The 26,280-nt window shown below is 43.1% G+C and carries 23 protein-coding genes and 1 CRISPR repeat array; of the genes, 18 read left to right on the top strand and 5 right to left on the bottom strand.

Annotated elements, in window-relative coordinates:
* Positions 1–237: 237 nt before the first annotated feature.
* From ACTNEW_RS09140 to ACTNEW_RS09070, 15 genes are all read left to right on the top strand, one after another.
* The gene (locus ACTNEW_RS09140; RefSeq protein ID WP_441060147.1) at positions 238–1,884 is read left to right on the top strand and encodes a histidine kinase N-terminal 7TM domain-containing protein; all 1,647 of its coding nucleotides are present in this window, start codon (positions 238–240) and stop codon (positions 1,882–1,884) included.
* On the top strand, positions 1,881–3,191 hold the full coding sequence (locus ACTNEW_RS09135; RefSeq protein ID WP_441060145.1) for a hypothetical protein: 1,311 nt from the start codon (positions 1,881–1,883) through the stop codon (positions 3,189–3,191). Before ACTNEW_RS09140 ends, ACTNEW_RS09135 begins: the two co-directional genes overlap by 4 nt.
* On the top strand, positions 3,188–3,811 hold the full coding sequence (locus ACTNEW_RS09130; RefSeq protein WP_441060143.1) for a response regulator transcription factor: 624 nt from the start codon (positions 3,188–3,190) through the stop codon (positions 3,809–3,811). Before ACTNEW_RS09135 ends, ACTNEW_RS09130 begins: the two co-directional genes overlap by 4 nt.
* Positions 3,812–4,076: 265 nt before the next feature.
* Positions 4,077–4,463, top strand: a complete 387-nt coding sequence (locus tag ACTNEW_RS09125; protein ID WP_441060141.1) for a hypothetical protein — start codon at positions 4,077–4,079, stop codon at positions 4,461–4,463.
* A gap of 82 nt (positions 4,464–4,545) precedes the next feature.
* Positions 4,546–4,896: a hypothetical protein gene (locus ACTNEW_RS09120; RefSeq protein ID WP_441060139.1), complete on the top strand. Its 351-nt coding sequence runs from the start codon at positions 4,546–4,548 to the stop codon at positions 4,894–4,896.
* Positions 4,897–4,913: 17 nt separating this feature from the next.
* Positions 4,914–6,368, top strand: a complete 1,455-nt coding sequence (locus ACTNEW_RS09115) for an SPFH domain-containing protein (RefSeq protein WP_441060137.1) — start codon at positions 4,914–4,916, stop codon at positions 6,366–6,368.
* A gap of 96 nt (positions 6,369–6,464) precedes the next feature.
* Positions 6,465–7,526: a DUF4428 domain-containing protein gene (locus tag ACTNEW_RS09110; protein ID WP_441060135.1), complete on the top strand. Its 1,062-nt coding sequence runs from the start codon at positions 6,465–6,467 to the stop codon at positions 7,524–7,526.
* Positions 7,527–7,620: 94 nt separating this feature from the next.
* Positions 7,621–8,712: a hypothetical protein gene (locus ACTNEW_RS09105; protein WP_441060133.1), complete on the top strand. Its 1,092-nt coding sequence runs from the start codon at positions 7,621–7,623 to the stop codon at positions 8,710–8,712.
* Positions 8,713–8,724: 12 nt separating this feature from the next.
* The gene (locus ACTNEW_RS09100; RefSeq protein WP_441060131.1) at positions 8,725–9,549 is read left to right on the top strand and encodes a TPM domain-containing protein; all 825 of its coding nucleotides are present in this window, start codon (positions 8,725–8,727) and stop codon (positions 9,547–9,549) included.
* A 59-nt stretch (positions 9,550–9,608) separates the two neighbouring features.
* Positions 9,609–12,899 carry a leucine-rich repeat domain-containing protein gene (locus ACTNEW_RS09095; RefSeq protein WP_441060129.1) on the top strand — a complete coding sequence of 1,097 codons (3,291 nt, stop codon included), beginning with the start codon at positions 9,609–9,611 and terminating at the stop codon, positions 12,897–12,899.
* A 179-nt stretch (positions 12,900–13,078) separates the two neighbouring features.
* A complete protein-coding gene (locus ACTNEW_RS09090; RefSeq protein ID WP_441060127.1) occupies positions 13,079–14,701 on the top strand; it encodes a hypothetical protein in 1,623 nt (540 codons plus the stop codon).
* A gap of 122 nt (positions 14,702–14,823) precedes the next feature.
* Complete coding sequence (locus ACTNEW_RS09085; RefSeq protein WP_441060125.1) at positions 14,824–15,375, top strand: hypothetical protein; 552 nt, start codon at positions 14,824–14,826, stop codon at positions 15,373–15,375.
* A gap of 140 nt (positions 15,376–15,515) precedes the next feature.
* Complete coding sequence (locus ACTNEW_RS09080) at positions 15,516–15,725, top strand: hypothetical protein (RefSeq protein ID WP_441060123.1); 210 nt, start codon at positions 15,516–15,518, stop codon at positions 15,723–15,725.
* Between the two features lie 196 nt (positions 15,726–15,921).
* The gene (locus tag ACTNEW_RS09075) at positions 15,922–16,107 is read left to right on the top strand and encodes a hypothetical protein (protein WP_441060121.1); all 186 of its coding nucleotides are present in this window, start codon (positions 15,922–15,924) and stop codon (positions 16,105–16,107) included.
* A gap of 439 nt (positions 16,108–16,546) precedes the next feature.
* A CRISPR array of direct repeats spans positions 16,547–16,921; the repeat unit is 29 nt; unit sequence GTTGTACCTTACCTATGAGGAATTGACAC.
* 465 nt (positions 16,922–17,386) lie between these two features.
* Positions 17,387–18,013 carry a GNAT family N-acetyltransferase gene (locus ACTNEW_RS09070; RefSeq protein WP_441060119.1) on the top strand — a complete coding sequence of 209 codons (627 nt, stop codon included), beginning with the start codon at positions 17,387–17,389 and terminating at the stop codon, positions 18,011–18,013.
* A 629-nt stretch (positions 18,014–18,642) separates the two neighbouring features.
* Here the strand turns inward: ACTNEW_RS09070 and ACTNEW_RS09065 are convergent.
* On the bottom strand, positions 18,643–18,768 hold the full coding sequence (locus ACTNEW_RS09065; protein WP_441060117.1) for a hypothetical protein: 126 nt from the start codon (positions 18,766–18,768) through the stop codon (positions 18,643–18,645).
* A 470-nt stretch (positions 18,769–19,238) separates the two neighbouring features.
* Between ACTNEW_RS09065 and ACTNEW_RS09060 the strand changes: the two genes are divergently transcribed.
* The 3 genes from ACTNEW_RS09060 to ACTNEW_RS09050 are packed head-to-tail and all read left to right on the top strand — an operon-like array spanning position 19,239 to position 22,434.
* A complete protein-coding gene (locus ACTNEW_RS09060; protein WP_441060115.1) occupies positions 19,239–19,535 on the top strand; it encodes a hypothetical protein in 297 nt (98 codons plus the stop codon).
* Positions 19,536–19,548: 13 nt separating this feature from the next.
* Entirely contained in the window at positions 19,549–21,807 is a 2,259-nt protein-coding gene (locus ACTNEW_RS09055) for an ATP-binding protein (protein ID WP_441060113.1), read from the top strand.
* Positions 21,808–21,822: 15 nt separating this feature from the next.
* Positions 21,823–22,434 (top strand): DNA-directed RNA polymerase subunit alpha C-terminal domain-containing protein, encoded by a 612-nt coding sequence (locus ACTNEW_RS09050; protein WP_441060111.1) that lies wholly within the window; start codon positions 21,823–21,825, stop codon positions 22,432–22,434.
* Here the strand turns inward: ACTNEW_RS09050 and ACTNEW_RS09045 are convergent.
* From ACTNEW_RS09045 to ACTNEW_RS09030, 4 genes are read right to left on the bottom strand one after another with little or no spacing between them, the layout of a single operon-like run.
* Positions 22,426–22,743 (bottom strand): hypothetical protein, encoded by a 318-nt coding sequence (locus ACTNEW_RS09045; protein WP_441060109.1) that lies wholly within the window; start codon positions 22,741–22,743, stop codon positions 22,426–22,428. The genes ACTNEW_RS09050 and ACTNEW_RS09045 overlap by 9 nt on opposite strands.
* Before the next feature lie 15 nt (positions 22,744–22,758).
* Entirely contained in the window at positions 22,759–24,207 is a 1,449-nt protein-coding gene (locus ACTNEW_RS09040; protein WP_441060107.1) for a leucine-rich repeat domain-containing protein, read from the bottom strand.
* Complete coding sequence (locus tag ACTNEW_RS09035; protein ID WP_441060105.1) at positions 24,194–25,036, bottom strand: helix-turn-helix domain-containing protein; 843 nt, start codon at positions 25,034–25,036, stop codon at positions 24,194–24,196. The genes ACTNEW_RS09040 and ACTNEW_RS09035 overlap by 14 nt, the downstream gene beginning before the upstream one ends.
* A complete protein-coding gene (locus ACTNEW_RS09030) occupies positions 25,033–25,212 on the bottom strand; it encodes a hypothetical protein (RefSeq protein ID WP_441060103.1) in 180 nt (59 codons plus the stop codon). The genes ACTNEW_RS09035 and ACTNEW_RS09030 overlap by 4 nt, the downstream gene beginning before the upstream one ends.
* Positions 25,213–26,280 lie beyond the last annotated feature (1,068 nt).

The raw sequence follows: 26,280 nt of genomic DNA, 5'->3' as shown, positions 1-26,280 counted from the left end.
ATCCTCCTTTAGATTCCAATATATTTCGAACCATTATACCAAAAATCATGAAAAAATAAAATACCACGGATCATGATTCAATCTGTTATATGGAAAAATGTTTGTGTTTGACGATGAGAATCCGGTCGTTATTCAAAAATATCCTTGTAATGAAAACATGAATACGCTAAGATAGAATCAGATATCCGAAATACTATGGAGAATCTATTGTTGACAGACAGTAGATGAGGAGTTTTCATGAACAGGTTAGACAAAAAAAAGCTGCTATCTGCCGGCATTCTTGGTGTTCTGCTGGTTTATGCTTATATTGTAAGGTATGTGATCACGCTGCCGGGGATCATACCGGATACATTTCTGCGATTCAGCAGAGAAATGATCCATATGGGGATCGCAATCGTCTGGCTGATTTCCATCAGGCGTAGGGTCATGCAGAAATCTGTACGTTTCTATATGCTTTCTGTGACTTTTCAACTGATCCTGTGGCAATATATCCGGGCAGTGAAATACTATTTTTTTTATGATACAAGTATATGCCGTTACTTATGGTACGCCTATTATATACCTATCATACTGATTCCGCTATATTGCTTTTATATTCAGGAATACATCGGCAAAGTGGATTCCTATGAAAAACCAAAGAGAATGCAGCTGTTGTATCTGCCTGCTCTGTTTCTCATTGGACTGGTTTTTACCAATGATGTACACCGTCTCGTATTTGGCTTTCCGGAGGGAATCAATGATTATAACAATTATACATACAAGATTTGTTATTTTTTGGTGATCCTCTGGTCCATATCTCTTGGGATCTATTCTCTCGTTATGCTTCTGGTGAAATGCCGGGCACCGGGAAACCGATGGTTTCAAAGAACACCGCTTCTTGTCCTTGGCGGAGCGCTTGTCGTATGGCTTCTCTATTGTCTTGGAATCCTTAATATGGATTTCACAACTGTAAGCTGCTTTGTGATTATTCTTTTGCTGGAGAGCAGTATACAGAGCGGCCTTATCCGCACAAACTCGAAGTATGGACTCCTTTTTGGCGCTTCCACGATAGAAGCGCGTATAACAGACGATGAATTTCATCCCTGCTACACATCCGATACGTCAGAGCCCGTGGACGAAACGATGATGCGCCTGGCTTTATCAGGCTCTGTCAATCTTGAAAACAAGAGGCTCAGAAGTGCCCCGATTTCCCACGGTTATGTATTCTGGTGGGATGATATTACCGAGCTTAATCGCTACACGAAAGAACTGGAAGAAACAGGAAAAGAGCTTGCTCATAAAAATGATCTGATTAAAGCGGAACTGGATCTCCAGGAAAAAAGTCTTCGGATAGCTGAAAAAAACCGTCTGTATGATCGAATTTCCAGAGAAGTGAATACCCAGATCACAGAGATTGAAAATCTTCTCTGCAAAGAATCTTCCTCATCTGATATCCGTGACAATCTGATAAAGATCTGTATCATCAGTGCCTACATAAAACGAAGAAGCAATCTTTTGCTGATATCGGAAGATACTGATGATATTCCTGCGAAGGAAATGGAGTTCTGCCTGAGGGAATCCCTTGACAATCTGCGTCTGGCAGGGATTTTATGTTCTCTGGACAGCAAATGCGAAGGAAAAGTAAAGGCAAACCGTCTTGTTGCTGTTTATGACATGGCACAGCAGGCATTTGAACAGACATTATGCGGATTAAATGCCCTTTTCATAAAACTGAGGATCTCCAATGGAAACATTTTTATGCGGCTTCAGATGGATTGCAGCTGCGAAGTATGTTTTCCGGAAAAAACAGAATGGACAGCTTTGGGCGGCAGGGTAACTGCCAGAAGATCTGATGATATTCTCTGGGTTGAATTTCATCTGGAGAAAGGAGAGGACCGGATATGACAGCATTATATACCGTACATCAGAATATCAGAGGCATAGTGATGATGATGCTGTATTTCCTGTCTCTGATACAGATCGGCTGCCTGATCGCTTCCTTTGAGGGAAAAACGAAATATCTGGTCAAATATATTCTGCCGGTTTTTCTGCTGACCTTTACGGAACTTATTTTTCTCAGATATGTTAATAAGCAGATAGTAGTATACGGTGAGCTCCCGTCCGAAAAGAGATGGAACTGGCTGTTTCAGTTTCCGGCAGAAGCTGCAGGGCTGATGGTACTGATTATCGGTATTTTTACCTTTTTATCATTATACAGGATATTAAAGTATTACAGGAACTCCATAACAGTCTCATCAATTAAAGAAAGTATTGATAATCTGCCGACAGGGCTTAGTTTTTCTGCTCCGAACGGGAGAATCCTTCTGGCAAACCACCGAATGGAAGTGTTATGCCATGCTGTTACAGGAATGGATTTTCAGGATGCGGAACAATTCTGGAATATCCTGTGCAGCGGGTGTGTATGCAACGATGCAGAGCGTATCTCAGAGGGAAATACCCCAAGCATTCGTCTCAGTGACAGTACCATCTGGACGTTCGGGAAAAAGATGCTGACTGTAGAGGATCATACCGTAGTACAGATTACAGCAGCAGATACAACAGATCTGTATGAACTGTCTGAGGAATTAAAGGAAAACAATCGGGATCTGACTGAAATGAACAGCCGGCTGAGACAGTATGGAGAAAATATTGATTCTTTTGTAAGAAGCCGTGAAGTACTTGAGACAAAGATGCGCATCCATAATGAAATAGGACAGGCGCTTCTTGCATCAAGATCTTATCTTCTCCATGAGGCAGCTCCGCTGCAGGAAAAGGATATTCTGAAACGATGGAATTATATAGTCGCCTTACTGAAACAAGAGTCGGTACCGCAGGATTTCAGAAGAACATGGAATTATTTTGTCAATGCTGCAAATTCTGCAGGAGTGAAGATTCTTCTTGAGGGAGAGCTTCCTGATAATGAAGAAATAGTAAAACTGATTGTAGCGGCAGCAGCGGAAGCTCTTACAAATGCAGTACGCCATGCAGGTGCGGATGAGCTTTCAATGAAACTGTATGAATCAGAGAATAAACTTGAAGTAACTTTTACAAACAACGGGCGCAGGCCGGCGGGAGAAATTACCGTGGGCGGCGGCCTCGAGGCATTAAGACTCCGTCTGGAAGAAGCGGGAGGATCCATGAAAATTTCAGCACGTCCTCATTTTGTGCTGAATGTTACACTGCCAATGACAACAGGAAGGGTGTTATCATGATAAATGTACTGATTGTGGAAGATGATCCGATGGCAAGGACTCTATTTGAGATCTATATGAAAAACAGCGAAAGATACCGGATGGCAGGAGCGATCGAAAGTGCGTCCATGGCAGAACTCTACTGTTTGAAAAAGCAGGTGGATCTGATCATTATGGATGTCTGTACGGCTCTGAATGCCAGTGGTCTTGACGCGGCAGCCAGGATCAAAAAGAATCATCCGAAGATTAAAATAATTATCGTGACAGGCCAGCCGGAATGTGATTTTATCAATCGTGCAAGAGAAGCCGGAGTTGACAGTTTCTGGTATAAAGAACCTTCGGAGGAAGTCATTCTTTCTATTATGGACCGCACAATGAGCGGAGAATCTGTTTACCCGGATTCTGTTCCGAAGTTAAAAGTCGGGAATGCTCTTAGCACGGAATTTACAGAATGTGAATTGAAAATTCTCCGTGAACTGACCAGCGGTGATACAGATGAGGAAATTGCAGAGGAGCTCCATCTGTCTGCATGGACGGTTCGAAAATATGTAAAAGTCATGCTGGAAAAAACCGGCTTTAAATCACGCACACAACTGGCTGTTGCAGCCAGGGAAAGCGGACTGGTTATTAAAGGTTATTAAAAGATAAATTTATTAAAAGATTTAGTGGTTATTAAAGGCTGTAAAAGGATATGAATTATAAAAACAGGCAACGTATGACATTAGGTATACTATGCCTGTTTTTTTATTATATATGATAGAGATTCTCGGAATCTTTTGCTGAATCCATTATATTATTGTGCATAATTACCAATACATTGAAAAGTATACTAATTTTAGTATATGAATTAATATAAACAATTCATAAAATAGAAAAAAACAGCAGTATGCAGAGGAGGTGATATCCTTGCGCATTGGCGTCATAAGTACACAGAACGGACTTCTGTCCGGCGCACTTATTAAATACCTGAATGAACGCGGTGAAATAATGGCACAGAGAATTCTGACCAGTGATCCTGACGAGCCTTTCAGCACTTGCTGTTCTTTAGACGCGGACATTCTTCTCATGGAAGTGACAAGAGTGCCGCACTATACACTGGAAGAACGTATGAAGACAATTGTCAGGATAAGATCAGAACTCCCGGATTGCAAAATTGCACTGCTGTGCGATGAAAATGCGGATCAGGAACTGGCTGAACAGATCAAGGATGCAAAGAAAAACAGGGTCATAGACGGATTTTTTTATTCCTCTGTGTCCGGAGAATATCTGGCAGCAGCTCTTGACAGCATGTAACTTCGAAAAAAGAATAAACCGTCTCTAGAAGAAAGGAGGAAACGATGAAAAAAGGAAAAATTACAGCAGCGATTTTTACAGGATGAAAGGCAGGAATCCATGGTATTATGACGGTACCAACGGACAGCAGATCTTTGACAGGATCATGAACATCAACTGGGGATGGTCTGACGTAACAATTAACAGGGATGCATGTACATTTGAAGGAACTGCATTTGAGAATGAACTGAAAGGAACCATCGGTTTTGAAGGAGATTCGATCGTTCTTCAATGGACAGAAGGAGCGAATGGAAGCGGTACGGCATATACCGAAGATTTTGATGAGACAACGGAATTTACGTATTCTTTAGTTGATCTGGACGGAGAAGAGGTTATTGAGATCCATTATCTGAAAGATGACAGTGTATTTACTAATGCGGATGTACGTCCGTAAATGAAGGAGGAATCACCATGGGATTAATAAGAGCAGCTGTCGGAGCAGTCGGCGGCGTGATGGCAGATCAGTGGAAAGACTATTTTTACTGTGAAGCAATGGATAAGGACATTCTTGTAAAAAAAGGAAGAAAACGAACAGGCAAACGTTCTTCCAATACACGCGGAGAGGATAATATTATCACAAACGGCTCCGTTATCGCAGTAGCGGACGGACAGTGCATGCTGATCGTAGATCAGGGACGTGTGGCAGAACTCTGTGCGCAGCCGGGCGAGTTCATTTATGATGTGTCCACGGAACCCAGTATTTTTACCGGTGATCTGAAAGAAGGAATTGCTCAGACATTTGAAAATATCGGAAAGCGTTTTTCCTTCGGCGGAGATGCACCCAAGGACCAGCGCGTGTATTATATCAACACCAAAGAACTGGTGGATAATAAATTCGGTACAGCGAGTCCGATCCCATTCAGGGTCGTAGACAGAAATATCGGTCTTGATATTGATGTATCAGTGCGCTGCAATGGAATTTATTCCTACAGGATCGCAGATCCGGTGCTTTTCTATACGAATGTCTGCGGAAATGTGGAATCAGAATATACAAGAGCTGAAATTGACAGCCAGCTGAAAGCAGAGTTTCTGACAGCGCTTCAGCCTGCTTTTGCAAGGATTTCAGAACTTCAAATACGGCCCAGCGCGATTCCGGGTCATGTTCAGGAGCTTTCCGAAGCCATGAATGAAGCACTTACCAAAAAATGGTCGCAGCTTCGCGGGCTGGAGATTGTTTCCGTCGGTGTGAATCAGGTTACCCTTCCCCCGGAAGACGCGGAAATGATCAAACAGGCACAGAGAACTGCCATTATGAGGGATCCAACGATGGCAGCCGCCACACTGACAGGCGCTCAGGCAGATGCCATGAAAATGGCGGCATCCAATGAAAACGGTGCCATGATGGGCTTTATGGGCATGAATATGGCTTCCCAGGCAGGCGGCATGAATGCACAGACTCTCTTTCAGATGGGAGCGGAACAGCAGGCGAGAAATCAGGAAATGCAGCGTCAGCAGATGATGAGCGAGAGACAGCAGAATTTCTCTGCGGGACAGTCCGTACAGACTGGCAGTGAATGGATCTGCAGCTGCGGAACAAAGAACAACGGAAAATTCTGTATGAACTGCGGTAATCCCAAACCCGTACCAAAACCTGCGGACGAATGGATCTGTTCCTGCGGCGCGAAAAACAGCGGCAAGTTCTGTATGAACTGCGGTGCACCAAGACCTGCAGCCCCGGAAGGCTGGACCTGCAGCTGCGGTGCCTTGAATAAAGGGAAATTCTGTATGGAATGCGGCAGGCCGAAACCTGCAGGAGTTCCTCAGTACAAATGTGATAAATGCGGATGGGAACCGGAAGATAAACAGCATCCGCCGAAATTCTGCCCGCAGTGCGGAGATGCGTTTGATGATGGAGACATTATTTAAAAGCAGGAAATTTTTCGTAAGATATATTGTTTAGAAAGAGATATTATAAAAGTAAATCTTATAAAAGGAGATTTTATAAAAGGAGGACTATTGTTTATGGGATTATTTGGAAAAGTATTTGAGAAAAAAGTATGTGATATCTGCGGCGGTGAAATCGGTCTTCTTGGAAACCGCAAGCTTGACGACGGCAATCTCTGCAAGGACTGTGCAAAGAAACTTTCTCCATGGTTTGAGGAGCGCCGTCACAGTACAGTAGAGGACATCAAAAAACAGCTGGCATACAGAGAAGCAAATAAAGCGAAAGTTCAGGCATTTCAGATTACCCGTGAATTTGCGGGAGACAGCTATCATGTATTTATTGATGATACAAAGGGACAGTTTACAGTAGCATTACGCTTCAGTGCTGAAAACAATCCGGATATTGTGGATCTGTCACAGGTGGTAAGCTGCCGTCTGAATATTGAACAGAACCGCAGGGAAGAACAGTACCGTGATAATGAAGGAAATCTGAAGGATTATAATCCTCCAAGGTATAAATATTCCTATGATTATTCCATTAAACTGGGAATCAATTCCCCCTGGTTTGATGATATGGACTTCAGACTGAACAGTTCTTCCGTTGATGAGCATGACCGCATGAAAATGTCAGAAATGGAAAATACCGGAAACCAGATTGTTGCTGCGCTTACCGGAATGGGTTACGCTCCGCAGGCAGGCGGAATGTACGGTCAGCCGGTAAATGGAATGCAGGGTGGAATGTACGGTCAGCCGGTAAACGGAATGCAGGGCGGAATGTACGGTCAGCCGGTAAACGGAATGCAGGGCGGAATGTATGGCCAGCCGGTAAACGGAATGCAGGGCGGCTATGGCCAGCCGGTAAATGGGATGCAGAATGGCTATGGCCAGCCGGTGAATGGAATGCAGGGTAGTTATAATCAGCAGTTTGGCGCAGCGCAGGGTAGCTACGGTCAGCAGATGAATGCAGTGCAGGGAGGTTATAACCAGCAGTTTAATGGAATGAACGGAAATAGCATATACACTCAGCAGCCAAATGGCATCCGCTGTGATAAATGCGGCTGGGTTCCGGAAGATCCAACTCAGATCCCGAGATTCTGTCCGCAGTGCGGCGATCCGATCGATGGGAACGATATGAGATAAAAATGATATCTTAAAACTTGTACATATAAAGTTTCTGCACCAAAGCAGAAGATGATAAGATGACAGGAAGTGTACGGGAAGGAGATGATACCGGATGTCTGAGGTTATTGAGTATAAATGCCCTGCCTGCGGCGGGGCTATGGAATTTGACAGCAGCAGTCAGAAGATGAAATGCCCTTACTGCGATACGGAAATGAGTATCGCAGATTATCAGATGGCTCAGGGCGGAGCCGATGGCGGGGATCCAGATAACGGCAGTCCGGACTGGACGGCGAACGGCAGCGGTCAGTGGGAGGATGGCGAAACAGAAGGAATGCGAATATATTCCTGCCAGTCCTGCGGTGGTGAAATCATTGCTGATGAAACAACAGGTGCTTCTGCCTGCCCGTTCTGCGGCAACCCTGTTGTTATGAAGGGACAGTTTTCCGGAGATTTAAAACCGGATTACGTGATTCCGTTTAAATTAGACAAAAAAGCGGCAAAAGAAGCTTATTACAAACACTTAAAAGGCAAAAATTTCCTGCCGAAAGTTTTCAAAGCAGAAAATCACATCGATGAAATCAAGGGTATCTATGTACCATTCTGGATATTTGACGCAGAGGTTCACGGAGATATTTCCTATAATGCAGAGAAAATACGCATATGGCAGGACCGCAGTATGGAGTACACGGAGCACAATTATTATGAAATTCACAGGAGCGGCAGCGTAAGCTTCAAAAATGTTCCCACTGACTGTTCCAAAAAAATGGACGATGCACTGATGGAGTCCATAGAGCCTTATCATTTTTCGGAAGCTGTTCCTTTTAATCCGGCTTACCTTGCGGGATATGCTGCTGACCGCTACGATATGAAAGCGGAGGAATGTATCAGGCGTGCAGACAACAGGATCCGCAGCAGTGCCATAAATGCATTTCGTGAAACCGTTCAGGGATATCAGAATGTATCAGAATCTCATACCAACATTCAGACCCGCAATGCACGGTACTGGTATGCACTTTATCCTGTATGGATTCTCAATACTACCTGGGCTGGGAAAAAATATATATTTGCTATGAATGGCCAGACAGGAAAAATGGTGGGAGATCTGCCGCTTGACAAAAAACAGTTCTGGAGATTTGCTGCAGGGTGGGGACTTGGAATCAGCGCTCTGCTTTGTATCATCCAGATCATCATGACACTGGTGTAGGAGGGGAAGATCATGAAAAAAAGAATAAAAGTGGTTCTTTTGTCTGCCCTTCTTGCATTAACGGGAGTGTGGACGGTACCGGCCAGAGCGGAAGCGATACCGGATGAGAGGCTTTTGCCGAGGCTTACAGATGAAGCGGATCTTTTAACTGATGAGGAAGAAGAGCGTATTCTGGCGCAGCTGAATGAGATCAGTGAACGTCAGAGCTGTGATGTTGTTGTAGCGGCAGTGGACGGACTCGACGGCAAGACTGCCATGGAATATGCCGATGATTTTTATGATTATAACGGATACGGGATGGGAACGGAACGCGACGGTATCATACTCCTGGTAAGCATGGAGGAGAGAGATTGGTGGATCAGTACCTGCGGATTTGGGATCACAGCTTTCACAGATGAGGGACTTGATTACATATCCGAAAAATTCCTGCCGGATCTGAGTGATGGGAAATATGCGGATGCTTTTTCCGTATTTGCAGAACTTTGCGATGATTTCATCACACAGGCAAAAACAGGAGAACCATATCATGAGGGAAATATGCCGAAAGAGCCCTTTGATCCATTCCTGATACTGGTGGATCTGGCAGTCGGACTTGGTCTCGGTTACGTGATCGCTTTTATAAAAAAGGGAAAATTGAAATCTGTAAGAGGCAAAGCGGATGCGGAAGATTATTCAGTTCCCGGAAGTTTTGTACTGACAATGAATTCTGACCGTTTTATCAGAAAATTTGTGACTTCTCGAAAAATCGAAGTTAATAATAACAGTAGTTCCGGTGGAAGCACCACACACACCAGTTCTTCCGGAACGACACATGGAGGAAGCGGAGGAAAATTCTGATGACTGCAGAAATCCTCCGGGACGTCTTCAGCGAAAGAAAGATCAGGAGGGAATAAAGTATGAAAAAACAATTATGGATACCGATGATCCTGCTGGTGATAATGCTGAGTGTATCAGTTCAGGCGGAGGATGAATCTGTATGGTCATTTGATACTGTCGATTATACACTGGACGGATACAGCGGTGCAGGCGGAGACGTCGTGATACCCGATACCATCCAGGGATGTACGGTTGATATTATCGGATCAGATGCATTTAACGGGGTGGATAGTATTACATCCATTACATTTCCGGAAACAGTGAAACAACTGGAAAACAGCGCGGGAGGATGGTGCAGTTCACTTTCAAGTGTCTCTCTTCCGCAGAGCCTTCTTGTTATCGGACAGAATTGTTTTGCCAGTGATCCTGCACTTACAGAAATTATCATACCATCCGGAGTATGCTATATTGACAAAGGAGCGTTCGGTTTCTGTAGCGGAATTACTTCCGTAACGTTCGAGGGCGAATGTCCGGTAATTGCTCCGGGTGCATTTACAGAACTTGCGCAGGATGCGGTTGCCTATGTTCCGGATGACCAGGTAGAAGCCTATACTGCAGCTCTTGAAGCGGCCGGCAGCATGTTAAGTGTACAGTCAAGCGGCCAGAATGCAGTCAGACAGGAACCGGTCTCTGACCTTGAAAATATCACATTTGACGCAGCAACCGGCACAATCACCCAATACAGTGGTTTTTCCGGAAGACTGGATGTACCGGAAGCAATTGACGGGGTTCCGGTCACTTCCATCGGACCCAATGCTTTTCAGGGAAATCGTTATCTTTGCTATGTAACACTTCCGGAAGGACTGACAACAATTGAAGATGAAGCATTTATGGACGCAGCGACACTGCTGTATGTAAAAATTCCATCTACACTGAAAAGTGTAGGGGATCGTGCTTTTTGCCATTCTTACAGAGGGTTTGCACTGGAACTTCCGGAAGGTCTTGAATATATAGGAGATGAAGCATTTGTTTATGCGGCTGTTGAGGGTTCACTCAATCTGCCGGAAGGTTTGACCAATATTGGTGACAATGCTTTTTATAATTGTCAGTGGATGAACAGGGTTTATATGCCTTCTACTGTAAAGTATATCGGAGAAAATGCTTTTGCATCCTGCAGCATAAGCTATGTCTATATCGATGCAGCAGAGCTTCCGTATATTGCGGAGTCTGCATTTGCAGAATGCACATTACTCGCGAATATTGATCTGAATACCAAATGTACGAAGCAGGAAATGCTGGATGTTCAGCAGATCGTAGATAATCTGGGACTCAGCTGCCGCGTATGGCGCAACCAGAATCCGGATGTTCAGTATTGCGACAATAATCTTGACACTTATATTGAAAGTCCTGACGGAGCATCCTTTTATATGACAGGCTACACTGGTGAAATGACAAATATCCGTCCATATGACGAATACAGTGTTGACGGCTCCGAGTATAAACCGGTGACGGGTCTGGCAGATGGTGCATTTAAGGGCAATCAGACGGTAAAATATTTTTCCGTTCCGTATAATGATGTATTTACTTATATCGGCAGTGAAGCATTTGCAGACAGTGTAGTGGAAACTGTCGATCTGTTTGATTCCGTAACAACCATTGGAGATGGAGCATTCCGTAATTGTCAGAATCTGAACGAGATAAAGATTCCTGATTCGGTCACTACAATCGGAGCCGGAGCCTTTGAAAATTGTCAGAATCTAAAAGAGATAAAGATTCCTGATTCTGTTACGACAATCGGAGCCGGAGCCTTTAAAAATTGTCAGAATCTGGAAGCAATAACGCTTTCGGAATCTGTTACTTCGATCGGAGCCTGTGCTTTTGAAGGAACCCAGATCACAAGTCTGGTGATTCCTGCAGATCTTGAAGTAAATGTGGAAGCACTGTCCGGAATCGGGCTTGAAGGTATCCGAATGAGTGATTATGCGACAGATGAGCAGCTTGCCGCATGGAATGATGTTCTGGATTATCCGTGGTATGATGCCCTCGTACGTGAAAGTGAAGAAAGTGCGTTTGCAAAAATGCCGTTTATTCCTGCATCAGAAGAATATTTCGACTTTGATGCGGAAACAGGAACCGTCACCGGGTATACCGGAACAGATATCGACGTTGTCATTCCGCGCACGATCGGCGGTGTCGAAGTAAAGAAGATCGCAAGGAATGCATTTGAATGTGCCCGTGATTACACAGATACAGAAATGGATACAAATCAGGATGACTGGCTGCATCTTCGTTCCCTTGTGATTCCGGAAACAGTAACAGACATCGAAGACTCTGCCTTTGAGTACTGTCAGCAGCTTGAAACGGTGATCTGTTACGGACCGCTTGAAAATACCGGAAGAGGCACTTTCTATAACAACCGGTCACTGAAAACGGTGGTCTTTGTAAACGGAACGAAAATGCTTGACAACTATTTATTTGATGGCTGCAGCTCACTTACTCAGGCATGGTACAAAGGAAAAACAGACTATGTGGGTGAAGACTGCTTCAGAGGCTGTGGTATGGAATCGTTGGTAGTCAATGCAAAACAAATTGGCGCCACTGCTTTCAGAGAATGTACAAACCTGAAGGAAATCCATGTTCGTGACGGTGTGGAAAGCTTCTCCGCCAGCGCTTTCTATGGTTGTACTTCACTGTCTGTCATCTGCTTTGAGTTTACCGATGCAGAAGTGTTTGATACTCTGGATAGCTGCTCCGGAGACTGTGCTGCAGATCTTGTTATGAAGCTTCCGGCTTCCGCATCAGATGAAGCCTTCGGAGCGTTCTACAGTGTCTGGGAAAAAGGAAATCTGGGACCGGTTGCGGATGAAAGTCACGTAATAAAAGAAGACTGCACGGTTTTGGATCCTGAAAAACCGAATGTAATAGAACTCATGTCCCCGTATGATGTGACATATGACAGCAGTATGGTACCGGCGAAGAAAGCAGAGAAACCTGACGCAGGCACAGAGAAACAGGATGCCGTTCAGGAAACACCGGATGAAGAGAAAGAAACGTCTTCTGAGGGACAGACTCCAAGTGCAGATGCGGGAGGAGATATGGCTTCTTTCACAGGTGTATGGAATGCAGTAAAAATTGTAGCAGAAGATATGGAATTAAATCTGGCTGATTTAGGCATGGTAATGCAGATGACACTGAATGCAGACGGTACCGTACAGATTACGGACAATGGAGAGGTTAAGGAGGCCCCATGGACATTCGAGAACGGAATCGGTCATATTGATAACCAGACTCTTACATTGACGGAAGATGGCATGCTCTGTGTGGAAGAAAACGGAGAAAAGGTATTGTTCGAACGAATAGGAGACGCCTGAAAAGCAGATCGATTCGAGTGAAAAGGATGCTTAAGTTGAATGATTCAGCCGGAGTTGATTCTCCGGCTGAACTGATTTATTTATCATAATGGATATGATAAAAAATCAGACATGTGAGAATAATGTTTGATGCTTACCATGAAAGGAAAGGTAAAATGACCAGATTTTTGAGTTTATGTATGGATTTAAGGAATAGCAGGTACAGAACCCACAAAAGTATATTCATATTTACAGGGGTATTCATCGGTTCCTGCATTCTGTGTATCAGTTCCGTTTTTGCACAGGTAAGTAATGGTACGAAAGGTTCAGCTGTTACGAACAGTACGACAGAACCGGACAGTGCAGTCGATACAGCGACTGTTGCTGTTGAAACAGAAGAATACCGGAATCTGTCCCTTCACAGGCAGACCGCATTAAATACAGGCAGCATCTGCGGTGTACTTTTTCTCGGATATGTAAATGGAGGAGCGGGAAACATCGCTTCCGACAGTGCTTACCTGGAAGAGGTGCTGGATTTAAGCGGCTGTGCAGAAGAATGCACGTTTCTGAAAACAATTCCTGACGCAAACATTGTAGAGATTGAGGGAGGCAATGAACTTTACTGTATTTATCCGTGTGACGAAAAGGCTTCTTTGACGGTACATGAATATATGATTGATGAATCCAACAATTACAGCGGCGAAGCAGGAGAGGTTTTATACCACAGCGATTCCGGCGAACCGATTCTCCTGCGCTGCAATGTAAGTGAATGCGTCGCAGACTGTCAGGTCACCATTGAAGATTCTCAGGGAGAAGTATTGACATGGGTACCGATGATCTCTCTTTATGACGGAACGATAAGTGTTCCATGGGAGGCTCCATTTGTATACGACGCAACCTATGACGTGGTGGAAGGCTATGGCATTGATACAGAAGCGGAATATGAAGGAGAGTACGAAGGGGAAGAAAATATTCTTACAATTATGAAGGTTGTGAACTGCAATGAATGGGTGTCACTGAGAGAGTATCCTGATGTAAATTCCAATCGTCTGATAAAAATCCCGCTTGGAGCTCTGGTTCACAATTGTGTGCGGTATTCCGATGAATTCGTATTTGGAGAATATAATGGTCTGTACGGTTATGTCCTTTCTGATTATCTGGAATACTTCAGCGATGAAATTTATTCCGGGGAAGGTGATAGCCGGTATAGTGACAACGGATATTTTTACAATAGTATTCTGTACTATGAGGAACTTATGGCTTCAGGCAATGAAATTTTAAATTACAGTAATGACCGGTATCATGTCGTAGCTGTACGTTCCTATGACAACGGAGAAACCCTTTGTGTCGGCTGTTATAACAGCGAAAATGAACCGCTCTGGGGTTATATAACAGGGGTCAATGAGGTTACAGAACTGACTGCGACAGATGCCTTTGTTACAGTTACAGGGGAGAGGCCGGGAGTGATCATCGGCAATTCACTTCAGGGACTGCATATGATCGATATGGAAACCGGTGAAGTATTATGGTTAAGATCCTACGAGGAGCTGCATCTTACTGGTTCTGTGTGCCTGGCCTCGGATGAAGACGGAACGATGTATGCTGCAGGCTATTATGGAGCAGAAATTGTTGCAATCGCTGAGGATGGAACAATTCTCTGGTGGGCAGATCCGGATAATAATGATGTTTACTGGCCATATGAGATCATCGTTGAAGATAATGTGATTGTTGTAAATTATTTCAGCGGAACAGAAATAGGACATTTTGTTGTCGCATACAGAAAAGACGGATCTCCCGACTGGATGGACATCCTTCCGTATTGATGAAAGTAATGTCTTATGTGCATTATTATGATACAAAGGTCAAAAGGTCATGTGTTTCATTCTTGCATGAAAAAACATGACCTTTGGGACCCGAATTATTAATTTAACGGGGAGGTGGAAAAGTGTCTGAAATGATACATAAGGAACCGGTTCGGATCTTCTGTAAATATTGTGGTTCTCCTGCCGGGTTTGATATCCTTCATCAGACGTATCGGTGTCCGCATTGCGGGAGAGAATCCGGGATTCAGGAAGCGAAAAATGAGGTTCTTCACTGGAGAGAACTGCAGAAACAGAATTCAATGAAACCGGAAGAAAGCGAACAATTTGAGGAATGTACCTGTCCATCCTGTGGAGCGCATGTAATCTTTCCGGAAGGAGAGGTTTCTGTAACATGCGATTTTTGCGGAAGCAAACTGGTTCATAACAGCTTTACCGATGAAAGACAGATGCCGGATCTGATCATTCCATTTTTTATTACAAAAGAGGAAGCAAGAAAGCGGATGCTGGACTGGGGACATCAGCATGAGAATACACCGGAAGGAAGAAGTATCGTTTCCGGCATGGGAAATTTTAAGGGATATTATCTCCCCTATTATCTTGTATACAGGCCCGTCTATGGAACCGTGACAAGGGAAGGAACAGACCGGACGGATTGCTGTATCAAAAGAGCGTAAAAAAACATCCCGTCCATGGATGGCTGAACCGCTGCTTTATACGATAGCTGCCACATTACTGTCCAGTTCCTTCTGTCATTTTAATCCGGAACCCCCTCTTTTTATTCGGTTTCGTATTCGCCTGTATCTTTTTTGGAATTATGGGCGACGGAAGGCATTCCCTGATTCAGAGGATTACGCTTCGCACGCAGACAGCAAAAGCCGAAAGAGAAAATGGTACGCTGGAAATACTGGAAGAGCGGGACATCCTTAAGAATCATTTTGATAATACACCGGTATTCTTTGAACCTGACGGCAATGGAAACAATATCCCAAACATTGAGTTCAGGGGCACGAAACTACTGTCTTAATGACGGTAGCCACACTATTTTCCTCAACACCAGGGGAAAGAATAAAGCAGAGGTATCCGAGGGTCTTGTAAATTTTCTGGAATATGTTGAGTCAGGTCACTGTAATACTGGCACTGCCTGCCGGGATAACTTTATTAATCGTCTTCAGAAAGCGGTAGAGGATGTCATAAAAAGCAGTGAAATGGAGGGACGCTATATGCAGTTTAGAGAAATACTCGATGAAGAAAAAGCGGAAGGTAAAGCGGAAGATATTATTGATCTGTTATCTGATTTGGGAATAGTACCGGAAAAGCTACGCGAAAAAATCTTTGAAGAAAAAGATCTTGATGTTCTGCGCTTTTATCTTAAAAATGCGGCTGCTCAAAGTACAGATGAGAAATGAAAGATATGAAATAGGGGACAGGATCACTTGGCTCATTGACTCTTTGAGTCGAGGTTTCTGTTCCCTTGTTTCACATTATTTTAAGATTGCATATTTTTATTTTCAATCCCTGAACACAATGTGTGGAAAAAGTCGGTCAACCTCATTTAAAGTAGAAAGGTGCTTCGAATGCTTGAAAAACAAGGTTTGAGGGAAGATTGGATTTATTTGGAAAGGATGATTTTTTATAAAAATCGAGCAGAATATATAGAAAAAAGGAATTGAAAGAAGGAAAAAGTCGGTCAACCTCAAATCTCTATTTGCAAATAATAGAAAAGCTTTAAATTTAGGCATTTGTAGGGTGTGATGAAAAGGAGATTGACCGACTTTTTGGGAGAAAATGCTTGTAAGCAGAGGAAAAAAGAGGTAATATAAATGAGAAGACAGCAGAAATACTGTTGTTGTACCTTACCTATGAGGAATTGACACTCAATATGGAGCTTGAACATAAATGCAATTCGGTTCAACCGTTGTACCTTACCTATGAGGAATTGACACGCCACCGATCATCAGCGCACGACGCTCGAAGTAAAAACGTTGTACCTTACCTATGAGGAATTGACACACCTGTCCCTGCGGAGCAGCATTCGGATCCTTCGGTTCCAGTTGTACCTTACCTATGAGGAATTGACACTGTTTACTAGTCATACTTTTTCACCGTCCTTTCTGGGATAAAATGCATGTTGTACCTTACCTATGAGGAATTGACACGAGAGATCAGCTGATCTTTTGCTCTTGAAACTATTGTTGTACCTTACCTATGAGGAATTGATACTATACAATCCACGCATTTTCAATTGCCGGAATTACGTTATACTTTACCTATGAGGTAGTTCAAATATTAAGAGGAAATATTCTAAATGTATGTAATGTTGTAACTATTCAGCAATCACTATCCCACTAGGTGATTTGGTGGATATTGTGCTAAAATCCCGATCCATACATGGAGATTGTGTTCAGGTAGCATTTAGCGTTCATTCATGTTACGAACAAACATTGAGTTCAGGGGCACGAAACTCTTATCTGCACATACAGCGAAAACGGTGCAGATCCCGAATTGATTTTGTATATACACAGATAATCTGCCGAAAGGCTTGATTATAATAATATTTTAAGGAGATTGCTTTTTGAAGAAAACAATCATGCAACCGGAGATTGTGCGCTGACGGGAGGTTGGCGTAAATACAATTTCCACGCAAACCTCCCATATTGCGGTCAACAATTTTCAGGAGGAAAAACAATGAATAAAAATGACATTATAATTCGTTTAGAAAGAAAAGAAGAACAACGAGAGGTTGAGAATTTAGTAAGAGAAGCATTTTGGAATGTTTATCGTCCCGGCTGTCTGGAGCATTATGTTCTGAATCAAATGAGAAATTACCCCGATTTCATTCCTGAACTGAAGTTCGTTTTGGAAAAGGACGGCAAAATCATCGGACAGAATGTGTTTGTGCGAGCGGTTATTAAGGCGGATGACGGCAGGGAGATCCCCATTGCCGCAATGGGACCGATTTGCATAGCGCCGGAATGGAAACGACAGGGTTACGGCAAATTACTGCTGGATTATTCTTTAGAACGCGCAAAAGAATTTGGCATCAAAGCGCTTTGCTTTGAGGGAAATATCGATTTCTACGGTAAAAGCGGCTTTGATTACGCAAGCAAATTCGGCATTCGGTACCACGGACTGCCCGAGGGCGCAGATGCATCGTTCTTCCTCTGTAAAGAGTTGGAGGAAGGCTATCTTGATGGCATTACCGGCGAGTACGCTCCACCCGAATGCTACTTTGTGGACGAAGAAAAAGCAGAAGAATTCGATAAAGAGTTTCCTGCTAAAGAAAAACTAAAACTCGAAGGTCAGATTTTCTGATAAACGAAAATGCAGGCGGCGATGCGAATCTACAGCATTGCCGCCTGTTACCATTACAATACAATTAGGCTTTATTTCATATTATTTTCAGATTACATATTTCTATTTTCGATTTCCTGAACACAATGTGTGGAAAAAGTCGGTCAACCTCATATAGAGTTAAAAGGTGCTTCGAATGCTTGAAAAACAAGGCTTGAGGGAAGATTGGATTTATTTGGAAGGGATGATTTTTTATAAAAATCGAGCAAAATATATAGAAAAAGGGAATTGAAAGAAGGAAAAAGTCGGTCAACCTCAGACCTCTATTTGCAAATAATAGGAAAGCTTTAAATTTAGGCATTTGTAGGGTGTGATGAAAAGGAGATTGACCGACTTTTTGGGAGAAAATGCTTGTAAGCAGAGGAAAAAAGAGGTAATATAAATGGGAAGACAGCAAAAATACTGTTGTTGTACCTTACCTATGAGGAATTGACACGATTGCGTCGTCGGAAGTGAAGCGCTTATGGGCTTCGTTGTACCTTACCTATGAGGAATTGACACACCTTTCTTGAAGGCGCGTTTAGATTGACTGGAAAGTTGTACCTTACCTATGAGGAATTGACACTCCCAGTCACGATTCTTCGAACCGATCAACCGCTCATGTTGTACCTTACCTTTGCGGTACGGCGATCGATGTTATATTTCCTGCCTATTTCGGAATAACTCATTCTTTTTTTTCTGTCGTTTCTTATGCTCAACCATTTATCTCCAATCATTCTTATTCCTCCAATAAACTGATACTAATTTATTGGAGGTTGATTGTACATTTTTTGAGCGTGATTTTTGTACATTTTATCACCGTGATTAACAGGAGAAAAACAGATTTTAAATTCACCTGTTGACAAAAGCACCAGCCTATGATATAGTCTAAACACAAATTAAAAATGTTTAGAGCCGATGCTCTGATAAGTGACTAAATGATTTCCCGGAGGGAAAGTCTACCCATTTGGTTGTTTATCAGAGCATCGGCTTTTTTGTTTTCCACCTGCACCTTGACAATTTCATATTGTGGTCATCGCCCGGTTGCCGGGGCGTAGAGTTCGGCAACAGCGACCGATTGCGGCTGAAGACAGTCGGGGCGCCGCCATCACGTGCAAAAATGATATTTCAAATACGATAAACATTAGCAGGCTACGTTTAATGAATAGGAGAAAAACGAAGTCCTGTGATGTGGAGGTATCAGTAAATGAAGAAAAATAACAGAAACATTAGAGTGTGCGCAGTTAACAATGGAAACAGAGACGGATTCAATATCTATCTCGATTTCTCCGGCCAGCGTGAATATCTCATATATCATAGACATAACGGGTTGCTATATGATCTCCTTAAAGACGGAGTAGCAATAGATGATGTTCGTCGCTGGACCCCGGCCTCCCTTGGCTGCTTCCATGTTGGTAGAACGGGATCCTCTGGACTTTATGAAGTGACTAAACATCTCGTGTCCGTTATCAATGATTATATGTTAGAACGTGAAGCCTACTAAGGAGGTGCTACAGATGAAGAGTAATTACTATCCCAACAACACAGCAGTCGCTGTCCGTTTGGAGAGCCTTATAAAGAGTGAAGGAAAGAAGCTGCTTTCTGAGAGAATGTCTTCCCGAATGGTGAAGTGTGCATCTGTCATGAATGAAGAAAGCTTCGTTGGCTGGCAGATTGAGATTCCAACAAAGGGTCTTGCGATTCTTAGTCTCTTTGGTTCAGAAGAATTTACGGAGAAAGAACTAAGATGGTGTGCTGAAAAGACCGGAAAAACTGTCAAGGGAGTCTTGAAAACCTCTGTCTCTAGTCTAACACAGCTATATGAGGTCTATCTTCCTATAACAGAGACAGGACAGACAAGAGCGATTATTGGCTTTAACTGTGGAACCCCTACCACTAAAGATGATAGCATTTCTAAATGGCCAACACATTACTCCGAAATATTTGCTGAGCTCGTCAGCGTGCTGCGAGATACTGGAGCCGTCATGCGAGTTGTCGTAGGTCCGGCTACAGACGAGGAACAGACTTTCTGCCGCAAGAACACGCTGCATAGTTATGATGTGGATGGTATTTCAGTTAGGGACTACCTAGGGAGACCGGTAAAAATGCGAGTCCTCCTCCTTCTTCCTACTTCTCCTTCTATTCGCTTAAAGACAGTATTGGAGGAGGCAGTTCAAGGGGCTAAGTGTAGATATGTCGGTGATATTGAAACCAAGAAAGCTGAAGAAATTTGGAGAAATCCTTTATTTGAGGCCCAGATCTTACCCGACTATGCAGCCAGAATTCTAATGATGGAACCTGAAATCCATGAAACAACTATTGGTCTTCAGGTCTGTGAAGAACCCGTAAAGAAGATACCTGCAAGCCATCGGAACACTAAGAGCCATGGCGCAGTCGAAATTGGCAAAGCAGTCGATACTGCAGGTATTTGTAGGAGGATTACCATCGGTGAAACAGATATAAAACGCCATTATCAGATCGTTGGGCAAACCGGAACGGGCAAATCCACACTCCTTACGAAGCTCATTCTGAGTGCAATCGAAAAGGGTCATGGTCTGACGTTTTTTGATCCGCACGGAAGTACTATTGACTTGCTTCTCAGAATGATTCCAAAGCAGTATGCTGAACGTGTGCGCGTTGTCCGAATCGGTGACGCAGAGCATCCGGTACCATTGAATATTTGGGACAGTGATGATCCGTCCAAGGAAGAACGGAATATTAGCGATCTATGCGAGCTCTTCGGAGATATTTTCAACCCTCCGGGAGAATGTTTCGTCGGACCACGCTGGGAACGGTGGTTCTCAACATTTGCTAAGGCGTCAATTGCCTTCCTCGGCAGAAGAGCTTCTTTGGAGAGCATTGCTGTTATTTCCCAGAGCCAGGATAATATGTTGAAAGTAAGTAAAGCAATCGTCAACCGCTACCCTGAGCTTGTGGAGACTATTAAGCAGGAATATGGCACAGACAAAAGCAATGATTTTCAGGCAACGCTCAATTGGTATTTGTGCAAGTTTCAAAGGCTTATCTCTGTAGAGCAGCTACGTAAGACTCTAGGGGCTGGGGCAAATGCCTTAGACTTCACGAATTCAATCGATACCGATACGGTAACGCTGATTGATTTGGCATCTCCCAATATCGGTACTCACGCAGCTCGGATTGTTGGAACGCTTCTACTTATGAAGCTATGGAATGCTGCCATGGCTCGGCATGAACGGGACAAAACGCACTTTGTGGTGGTAGATGAGGCAGCTTTGTTCCAAACGAATCCTATGCCAAGAATGCTGGCGGAGTCTAGAAAGTTCGGGTTGGCTATGGTGCTATGTCATCAGCATACGGGTCAACTGACGGCTGAAATTCGTGATGCTCTGGAGTCAAATTCTGCGAACTTCAGCGCTTTTCGTCTTTCTCCCAGAGATGCACATACGGCAGCAGTTCGTTTTGACGATCCAAATATGAAAGTGAATTTGGCGAGACTTGATGCTTTCAATGCCATAACTACATTGAGCGTAGATGGGCGACAAACAGCTCCGTTCACTTTAACGATTGATAAGCCGAAGATGCAGAAAGATGGCGAAGCTGTTGCAGCTTACATTGAACAGAGCAGCATCGAACGACTTGTAAAGCCCTACATGGATTTGCGCGCGCTGACCTCTTCAGAAATCCTGAATCTTCTGAACAATCCTCAAAAGATTATGGAAGAACGCTCTCACCTAGTGATACCAGCATTCCTTGAAGAGTGGTCCGTCCGCAGGCAGGAATTAAAAAAATCAATTTGATAGGAGGAGAATCTATTGAACAAATATGAATTCGACCAAAAGGAACTTGAGCGGCATGGAATCCGTTTTGAGACCGTTGAAGAGGGAAAACTCTTCTCGGACATCGTCCGGAAAGAACTCGAGGTGAATGTAGGTAGGGACCTCAGTAAAAATGTTGATCAAGAGGACCTGGATGATTTTGAACAATGTGAAACGCAGGAAGAGTCCGAAGCCTGGCTAAACAAGTATTGCCCGAATTTCCGTGATATTGTAAAGTCAAGGCAGCAGGAAATGGCGTGTCAGATTATGGAGTTTAGAGATAGCATTGAAGGGGTTATTTTTGAGGTCGATCAAAACGTAATGAGTATGACTGTGGAGGAACTGGACATGAGCGTTCGTAGCACAAATTGCTTGAAACGTGCTGGAATACACACAGTTCGTGATATATTGGAGTTTGGCCCACTTTCTCGCATTCGAAATCTGGGAGGAAAATGCAAGAAAGAAGTGTTGCTTACTCTGTGGGAGGTAATTGCTGGTCGAAACATTTATCAAGAGCCCATGATAAATGATTATGGAGAATCGAGAAATACGTGCAATTTTTCAAGCCACTTAACAGATGAGGACAAAGAAAAGTGGCTTTCAGACTGACTCTCTTGATCCGCTATCATCTGTTGTACCAGTTGCACTTCCTGCGGCATCTGAAAACATTTCCCTTCGGAATTCCCTTCGCTCAAGAACGCATGAATCCAAATATTCCAAAAGTCTGTGAATTAGAAATTTTTCATCATCCACTTCGGCTTGTTTCAGAAACAGATCTTCGAATGGATAACGATCATTGATAGCTTCACGAATATGCTCCAGTTCATCATAGCGGGTCTGGAGGAGCATTTTAACGTGATTGGCGCAATTATCGGTTACACGGAGATAATCGTCCAAAGAGTAGTCAAATCTGTACATTCTTCGTCCTCCGTTTCATTCATGGCTTTCATTATCGATTCGATACATTAGATTAAGAATGTGCTCATGTATTTTCTCCTGCCGCTCTGTTTCAAAAGCGTTGTAGGAATCCCAAAGTGGAAAGTGATGGAGGACATCAAGATCATCGCTCCCAACAACAAACCAAAACCATACTGTTTGTTGTTCCTTAATGGAGATGTAAATCTCACGGGCTCGAGAACTTGTATATCCATCAATCGTACCGGTTCCGATAAACGCAGTAGTCATAAGATTATGTAGTTCATCTTTTTTAGCAGGTCTATTTACAGCTATATACGCTTTCAGGCCGGTCTTATCGGTTAAAACAAATTGCTTGTCTATCGGATTATTACATGTGTACAGGCCACTATCATCAATTAATTCAAACTTGACCGTCCCTGCCATATACGTCCCATACACATCGTAGTGAAGACTTGGAAAAACGCAGTTATCGGAAATAGGCTTGAAGTATGCAAGAGGAACAGAATAAGACTCCATCAATTTGAAAAAGCATGTTTTGTCTGTCTGGCTGGCTGGCTCAGAATCGACATAGAATAGCCACGACTCATTCGCGTTGGATGGAGTAGTGTTTCCTTCTCTCCAAAGGTTGTAATCTTTTATGAACAGGTTCCAATTGTTATCGCATATTTTGGCTTTAAGTCTTTTGCTTTTTAGATATTCGAAAAAGCCTTTGCAAAACTCCTCATAGAAAAGCTTTTCGCATTCGTGATCAGTCAAAAGACCTAAGTTATGCTCTTGCTTAATTCTACGGAGCAAATCGATGCTTGTATCAATGTGGTCATTCAGATCACTCTCAGATATAGCTTCTCGTATAACCTGTGCGGCTTTTACAGAATGTTGTAGAGGAATGTGCTTATCATAGTTAATGCGGATTACCCTAATTCCAGGATCAAAGGCGTCGTCAGCCAACTGTTTGACAGTAGACGGCAGCTTTACAGTGAAGCCTAAATTAACCCCTCCTCCGGAGAAAACTTTGGATTGAATAGTTTCGAGCCCCTCGTTTAAAGTAATCTTTACATCATCCGGTAAATAGGTAAACGCAAATGTTCCTTGCTTCAATGTTTTAAGACTGGAAGGAAGAATAATCTTCTTCAGGCCCGTACAGTCACGAAATGCATAACTTTCAATCTCTTTGATGCTGCCGGGAAGAATCAATTCCTTGATCCCCTTGCACATAGCAAAAGCCTGTGTCTCTATATTGGTCAGAGTATCCGGGAAACTGATTTCTGTGATTTCTCCATGATTGAAGAAACAGTCGGCTCCGACTACCGTCACCGGCTTCTCGGATATCTGCGTAGGGATATCTACACTATTTATGTTATTGGATAGATAGGCACTCAGTTTAATATGATCATCGTATTCATTCACACCAAATGACTGCGGGAGATTATGACGATTCGGGACTGTCACTTTATAGCTCTTCATTTTCTTCACCATCCTCATCTAAGATTTCGTCATCATCCATGCCATCATCAATGCATGTCGGAATAGCAAAAGGTCCCACTATTTTTTCGGATTTTTGTGCGGTGTTTAAATCGCAGAGAATAAAAAGTTCATTGGTTTTATCATAGACAATCCGACATTCCGCTGCATAAAGCTCGGTATCCCACCCAAGTCCTTCTTTTAGCTCTGAAAATATAGCAGCACGAGGAAAAGCAAGAGCGGTACAACTATCGTAAAGATGAGGTGGAATATCAAATGCTTGCTCTGCGTCAGAATCTATAACATGAAGCAGAAGCCGTTTTTCGTTAAGATTCCACATCATTTGGATATATGCGGGCTTGCCGAGAGCCACTAATACTTCGCGGGGGATGATGATTGAAAAAGATGGGTGATTAAAGTATACAGTCATAATGTCCCTCCTAATAGGCTTTCTACCAACTTTTTTGGGGCGTGGCATTTCATCTTGGAGTCCGTCAAAAACCTCATGTGGCATCATGATATCCGGTTTTGGCTGTTTAACATTGACGTCGAAGAACTCAAAAGGGTCAAGCAAAAGAACGGCACACACAGAGAGTCCAATTTTCATAGAACATCCGGAAAAGAAACGTTCCCCTGATTCAAGACGCTGATATTGACTGAATTGTATACCCGCCATTTCAGCAACCTGATAAACTGATAGACCGAGTTGTTCCCTTCTAGACCTCAAAATCTGCCCATCATCAAGCAGACAATGATATTTTCCATCTCTAGAAGTAGGAAAGTCATATGGAATAAATGTATACTTGGGAATTATTGTGCGATACAAGCTCATTTGAGTCCGCCTCCAAATAATCCAAATTGGTGATTAACTGCATCTATACATTTACCACCAATATAGGTTAATGTCAAGCGGAAATTTAATATTTCGCAGATACAAGTACCCACAAAAACAATCAAGAACATGGAGGTGCAGCCAATTGGTTGCACCTCTTCTGTGTGAACTTCCATAATAATTAACTCTCGTTTGTGTCAGAAAAGGCAATGAAGATGGTAAAAATCCCTTGATTTCATTGAAAATACTGCGATTTTGCTTGAAAAATTGAGTAAATATGGTAGAACAAAGGGGAAGTAATTAACTCTCGAAAGGTGAGCGCCATGTATCTCGATTTTAAAGTAAAAATACCATCTGATTCAGCTGGGATAACTCGTAAAAAAATCAAAGGAACCACGTACATTTACTGACCACATTGGTGACAGGCACCAATGTGGTCAACTTAAGTAATTTGACAGAATGATAAATTCAGAAAATACGGCTTCAAAATTTTTTATAGCGTGTACACTCGAATTCCCCAGAGTGCATCTGGCTGCTTTTGGTTTTATGGGCGCAGTGGTAGCCTGAAAATAGATGATGCCATACCGGCAAGTACTAAAAGATGCAAAATGCGCCAGCTTTGAACATTCTTTTGACCTGCAGGAATGATCGTGCATACAAATATTAGGAATTCTGACAGGGAGGCCCGGGCATCACCACCTTTCATGAGATTTTGTATGCGAAAGAAAAGGAACATCCTTATAATGCTGATTTTCTATGATTGAAATGAGTTCTCAGATTATCCTTTTTCTTCTTGCGGACATAACTGCGTCCGGGCTGTATCTGAGACCGGTGTCTGGCAGCAGAGCGGAACAGAGTGAATATTACACTGCGTTGGAATTCACCGCAAAGTAACCGTGTAGTCAGACATTTCACCCTGCCGATAATAAAGGACCGGTTTGCCTGATATCTGTATTGATTGTCCTGTCTGGAAGATGCAGCTATTTTCTCATCAGCATCATTCTTAACGATTGCGCAGAGATTAGAATAGAACATATTGATATAGAATTCCTGTTCTATTGAGACAGGAGTTGCACCTGAGAATTCTTCCATTTCAAGCTGGTTTTTCAGCTCATTGTATTTAGATTCAATCGGTTTTCCATCTGAGAAAGTACAGTTCTTTAAACATTTCCGGATATAAATCAGAATCCATTACATTAGTGGCCAGATATTCTGTAACCCCACTGTCAAGTACAACCCGGATG

Origin of the sequence: Blautia sp. HCP3S3_G3 (assembly GCF_052063365.1) — a bacterium.
In the GTDB taxonomy this organism is placed as follows: domain Bacteria; phylum Bacillota; class Clostridia; order Lachnospirales; family Lachnospiraceae; genus Blautia_A.
Note: the sequence above shows the minus strand (reverse complement) of the source record. Positions and strands in the feature narration are given on the sequence as shown.

Bases quoted from the DNA above. Each gene is read 5' to 3' on its own strand.
- ACTNEW_RS09115 (WP_441060137.1), top strand. From the start codon at position 4,914: ATGGGATTAATAAGAGCAGCTGTCGGAGCAGTCGGCGGCGTGATGGCA.
- ACTNEW_RS09100 (WP_441060131.1), top strand. From the start codon at position 8,725: ATGAAAAAAAGAATAAAAGTGGTTCTTTTGTCTGCCCTTCTTGCATTA.
- ACTNEW_RS09105 (WP_441060133.1), top strand. From the start codon at position 7,621: ATGTCTGAGGTTATTGAGTATAAATGCCCTGCCTGCGGCGGGGCTATG.
- ACTNEW_RS09030 (WP_441060103.1), bottom strand. From the start codon at position 25,212: ATGGAAGTTCACACAGAAGAGGTGCAACCAATTGGCTGCACCTCCATG.
- ACTNEW_RS09120 (WP_441060139.1), top strand. From the start codon at position 4,546: ATGAAAGGCAGGAATCCATGGTATTATGACGGTACCAACGGACAGCAG.
- ACTNEW_RS09065 (WP_441060117.1), bottom strand. From the start codon at position 18,768: ATGATTGGAGATAAATGGTTGAGCATAAGAAACGACAGAAAAAAAAGA.
- ACTNEW_RS09060 (WP_441060115.1), top strand. From the start codon at position 19,239: ATGAAGAAAAATAACAGAAACATTAGAGTGTGCGCAGTTAACAATGGA.
- ACTNEW_RS09135 (WP_441060145.1), top strand. From the start codon at position 1,881: ATGACAGCATTATATACCGTACATCAGAATATCAGAGGCATAGTGATG.
- ACTNEW_RS09080 (WP_441060123.1), top strand. From the start codon at position 15,516: ATGGGCGACGGAAGGCATTCCCTGATTCAGAGGATTACGCTTCGCACG.
- ACTNEW_RS09090 (WP_441060127.1), top strand. From the start codon at position 13,079: ATGGATTTAAGGAATAGCAGGTACAGAACCCACAAAAGTATATTCATA.
- ACTNEW_RS09110 (WP_441060135.1), top strand. From the start codon at position 6,465: ATGGGATTATTTGGAAAAGTATTTGAGAAAAAAGTATGTGATATCTGC.
- ACTNEW_RS09045 (WP_441060109.1), bottom strand. From the start codon at position 22,743: ATGTACAGATTTGACTACTCTTTGGACGATTATCTCCGTGTAACCGAT.
- ACTNEW_RS09140 (WP_441060147.1), top strand. From the start codon at position 238: ATGAACAGGTTAGACAAAAAAAAGCTGCTATCTGCCGGCATTCTTGGT.
- ACTNEW_RS09035 (WP_441060105.1), bottom strand. From the start codon at position 25,036: ATGAGCTTGTATCGCACAATAATTCCCAAGTATACATTTATTCCATAT.
- ACTNEW_RS09070 (WP_441060119.1), top strand. From the start codon at position 17,387: ATGAATAAAAATGACATTATAATTCGTTTAGAAAGAAAAGAAGAACAA.
- ACTNEW_RS09040 (WP_441060107.1), bottom strand. From the start codon at position 24,207: ATGAAGAGCTATAAAGTGACAGTCCCGAATCGTCATAATCTCCCGCAG.
- ACTNEW_RS09075 (WP_441060121.1), top strand. From the start codon at position 15,922: ATGCAGTTTAGAGAAATACTCGATGAAGAAAAAGCGGAAGGTAAAGCG.
- ACTNEW_RS09130 (WP_441060143.1), top strand. From the start codon at position 3,188: ATGATAAATGTACTGATTGTGGAAGATGATCCGATGGCAAGGACTCTA.
- ACTNEW_RS09055 (WP_441060113.1), top strand. From the start codon at position 19,549: ATGAAGAGTAATTACTATCCCAACAACACAGCAGTCGCTGTCCGTTTG.
- ACTNEW_RS09095 (WP_441060129.1), top strand. From the start codon at position 9,609: ATGAAAAAACAATTATGGATACCGATGATCCTGCTGGTGATAATGCTG.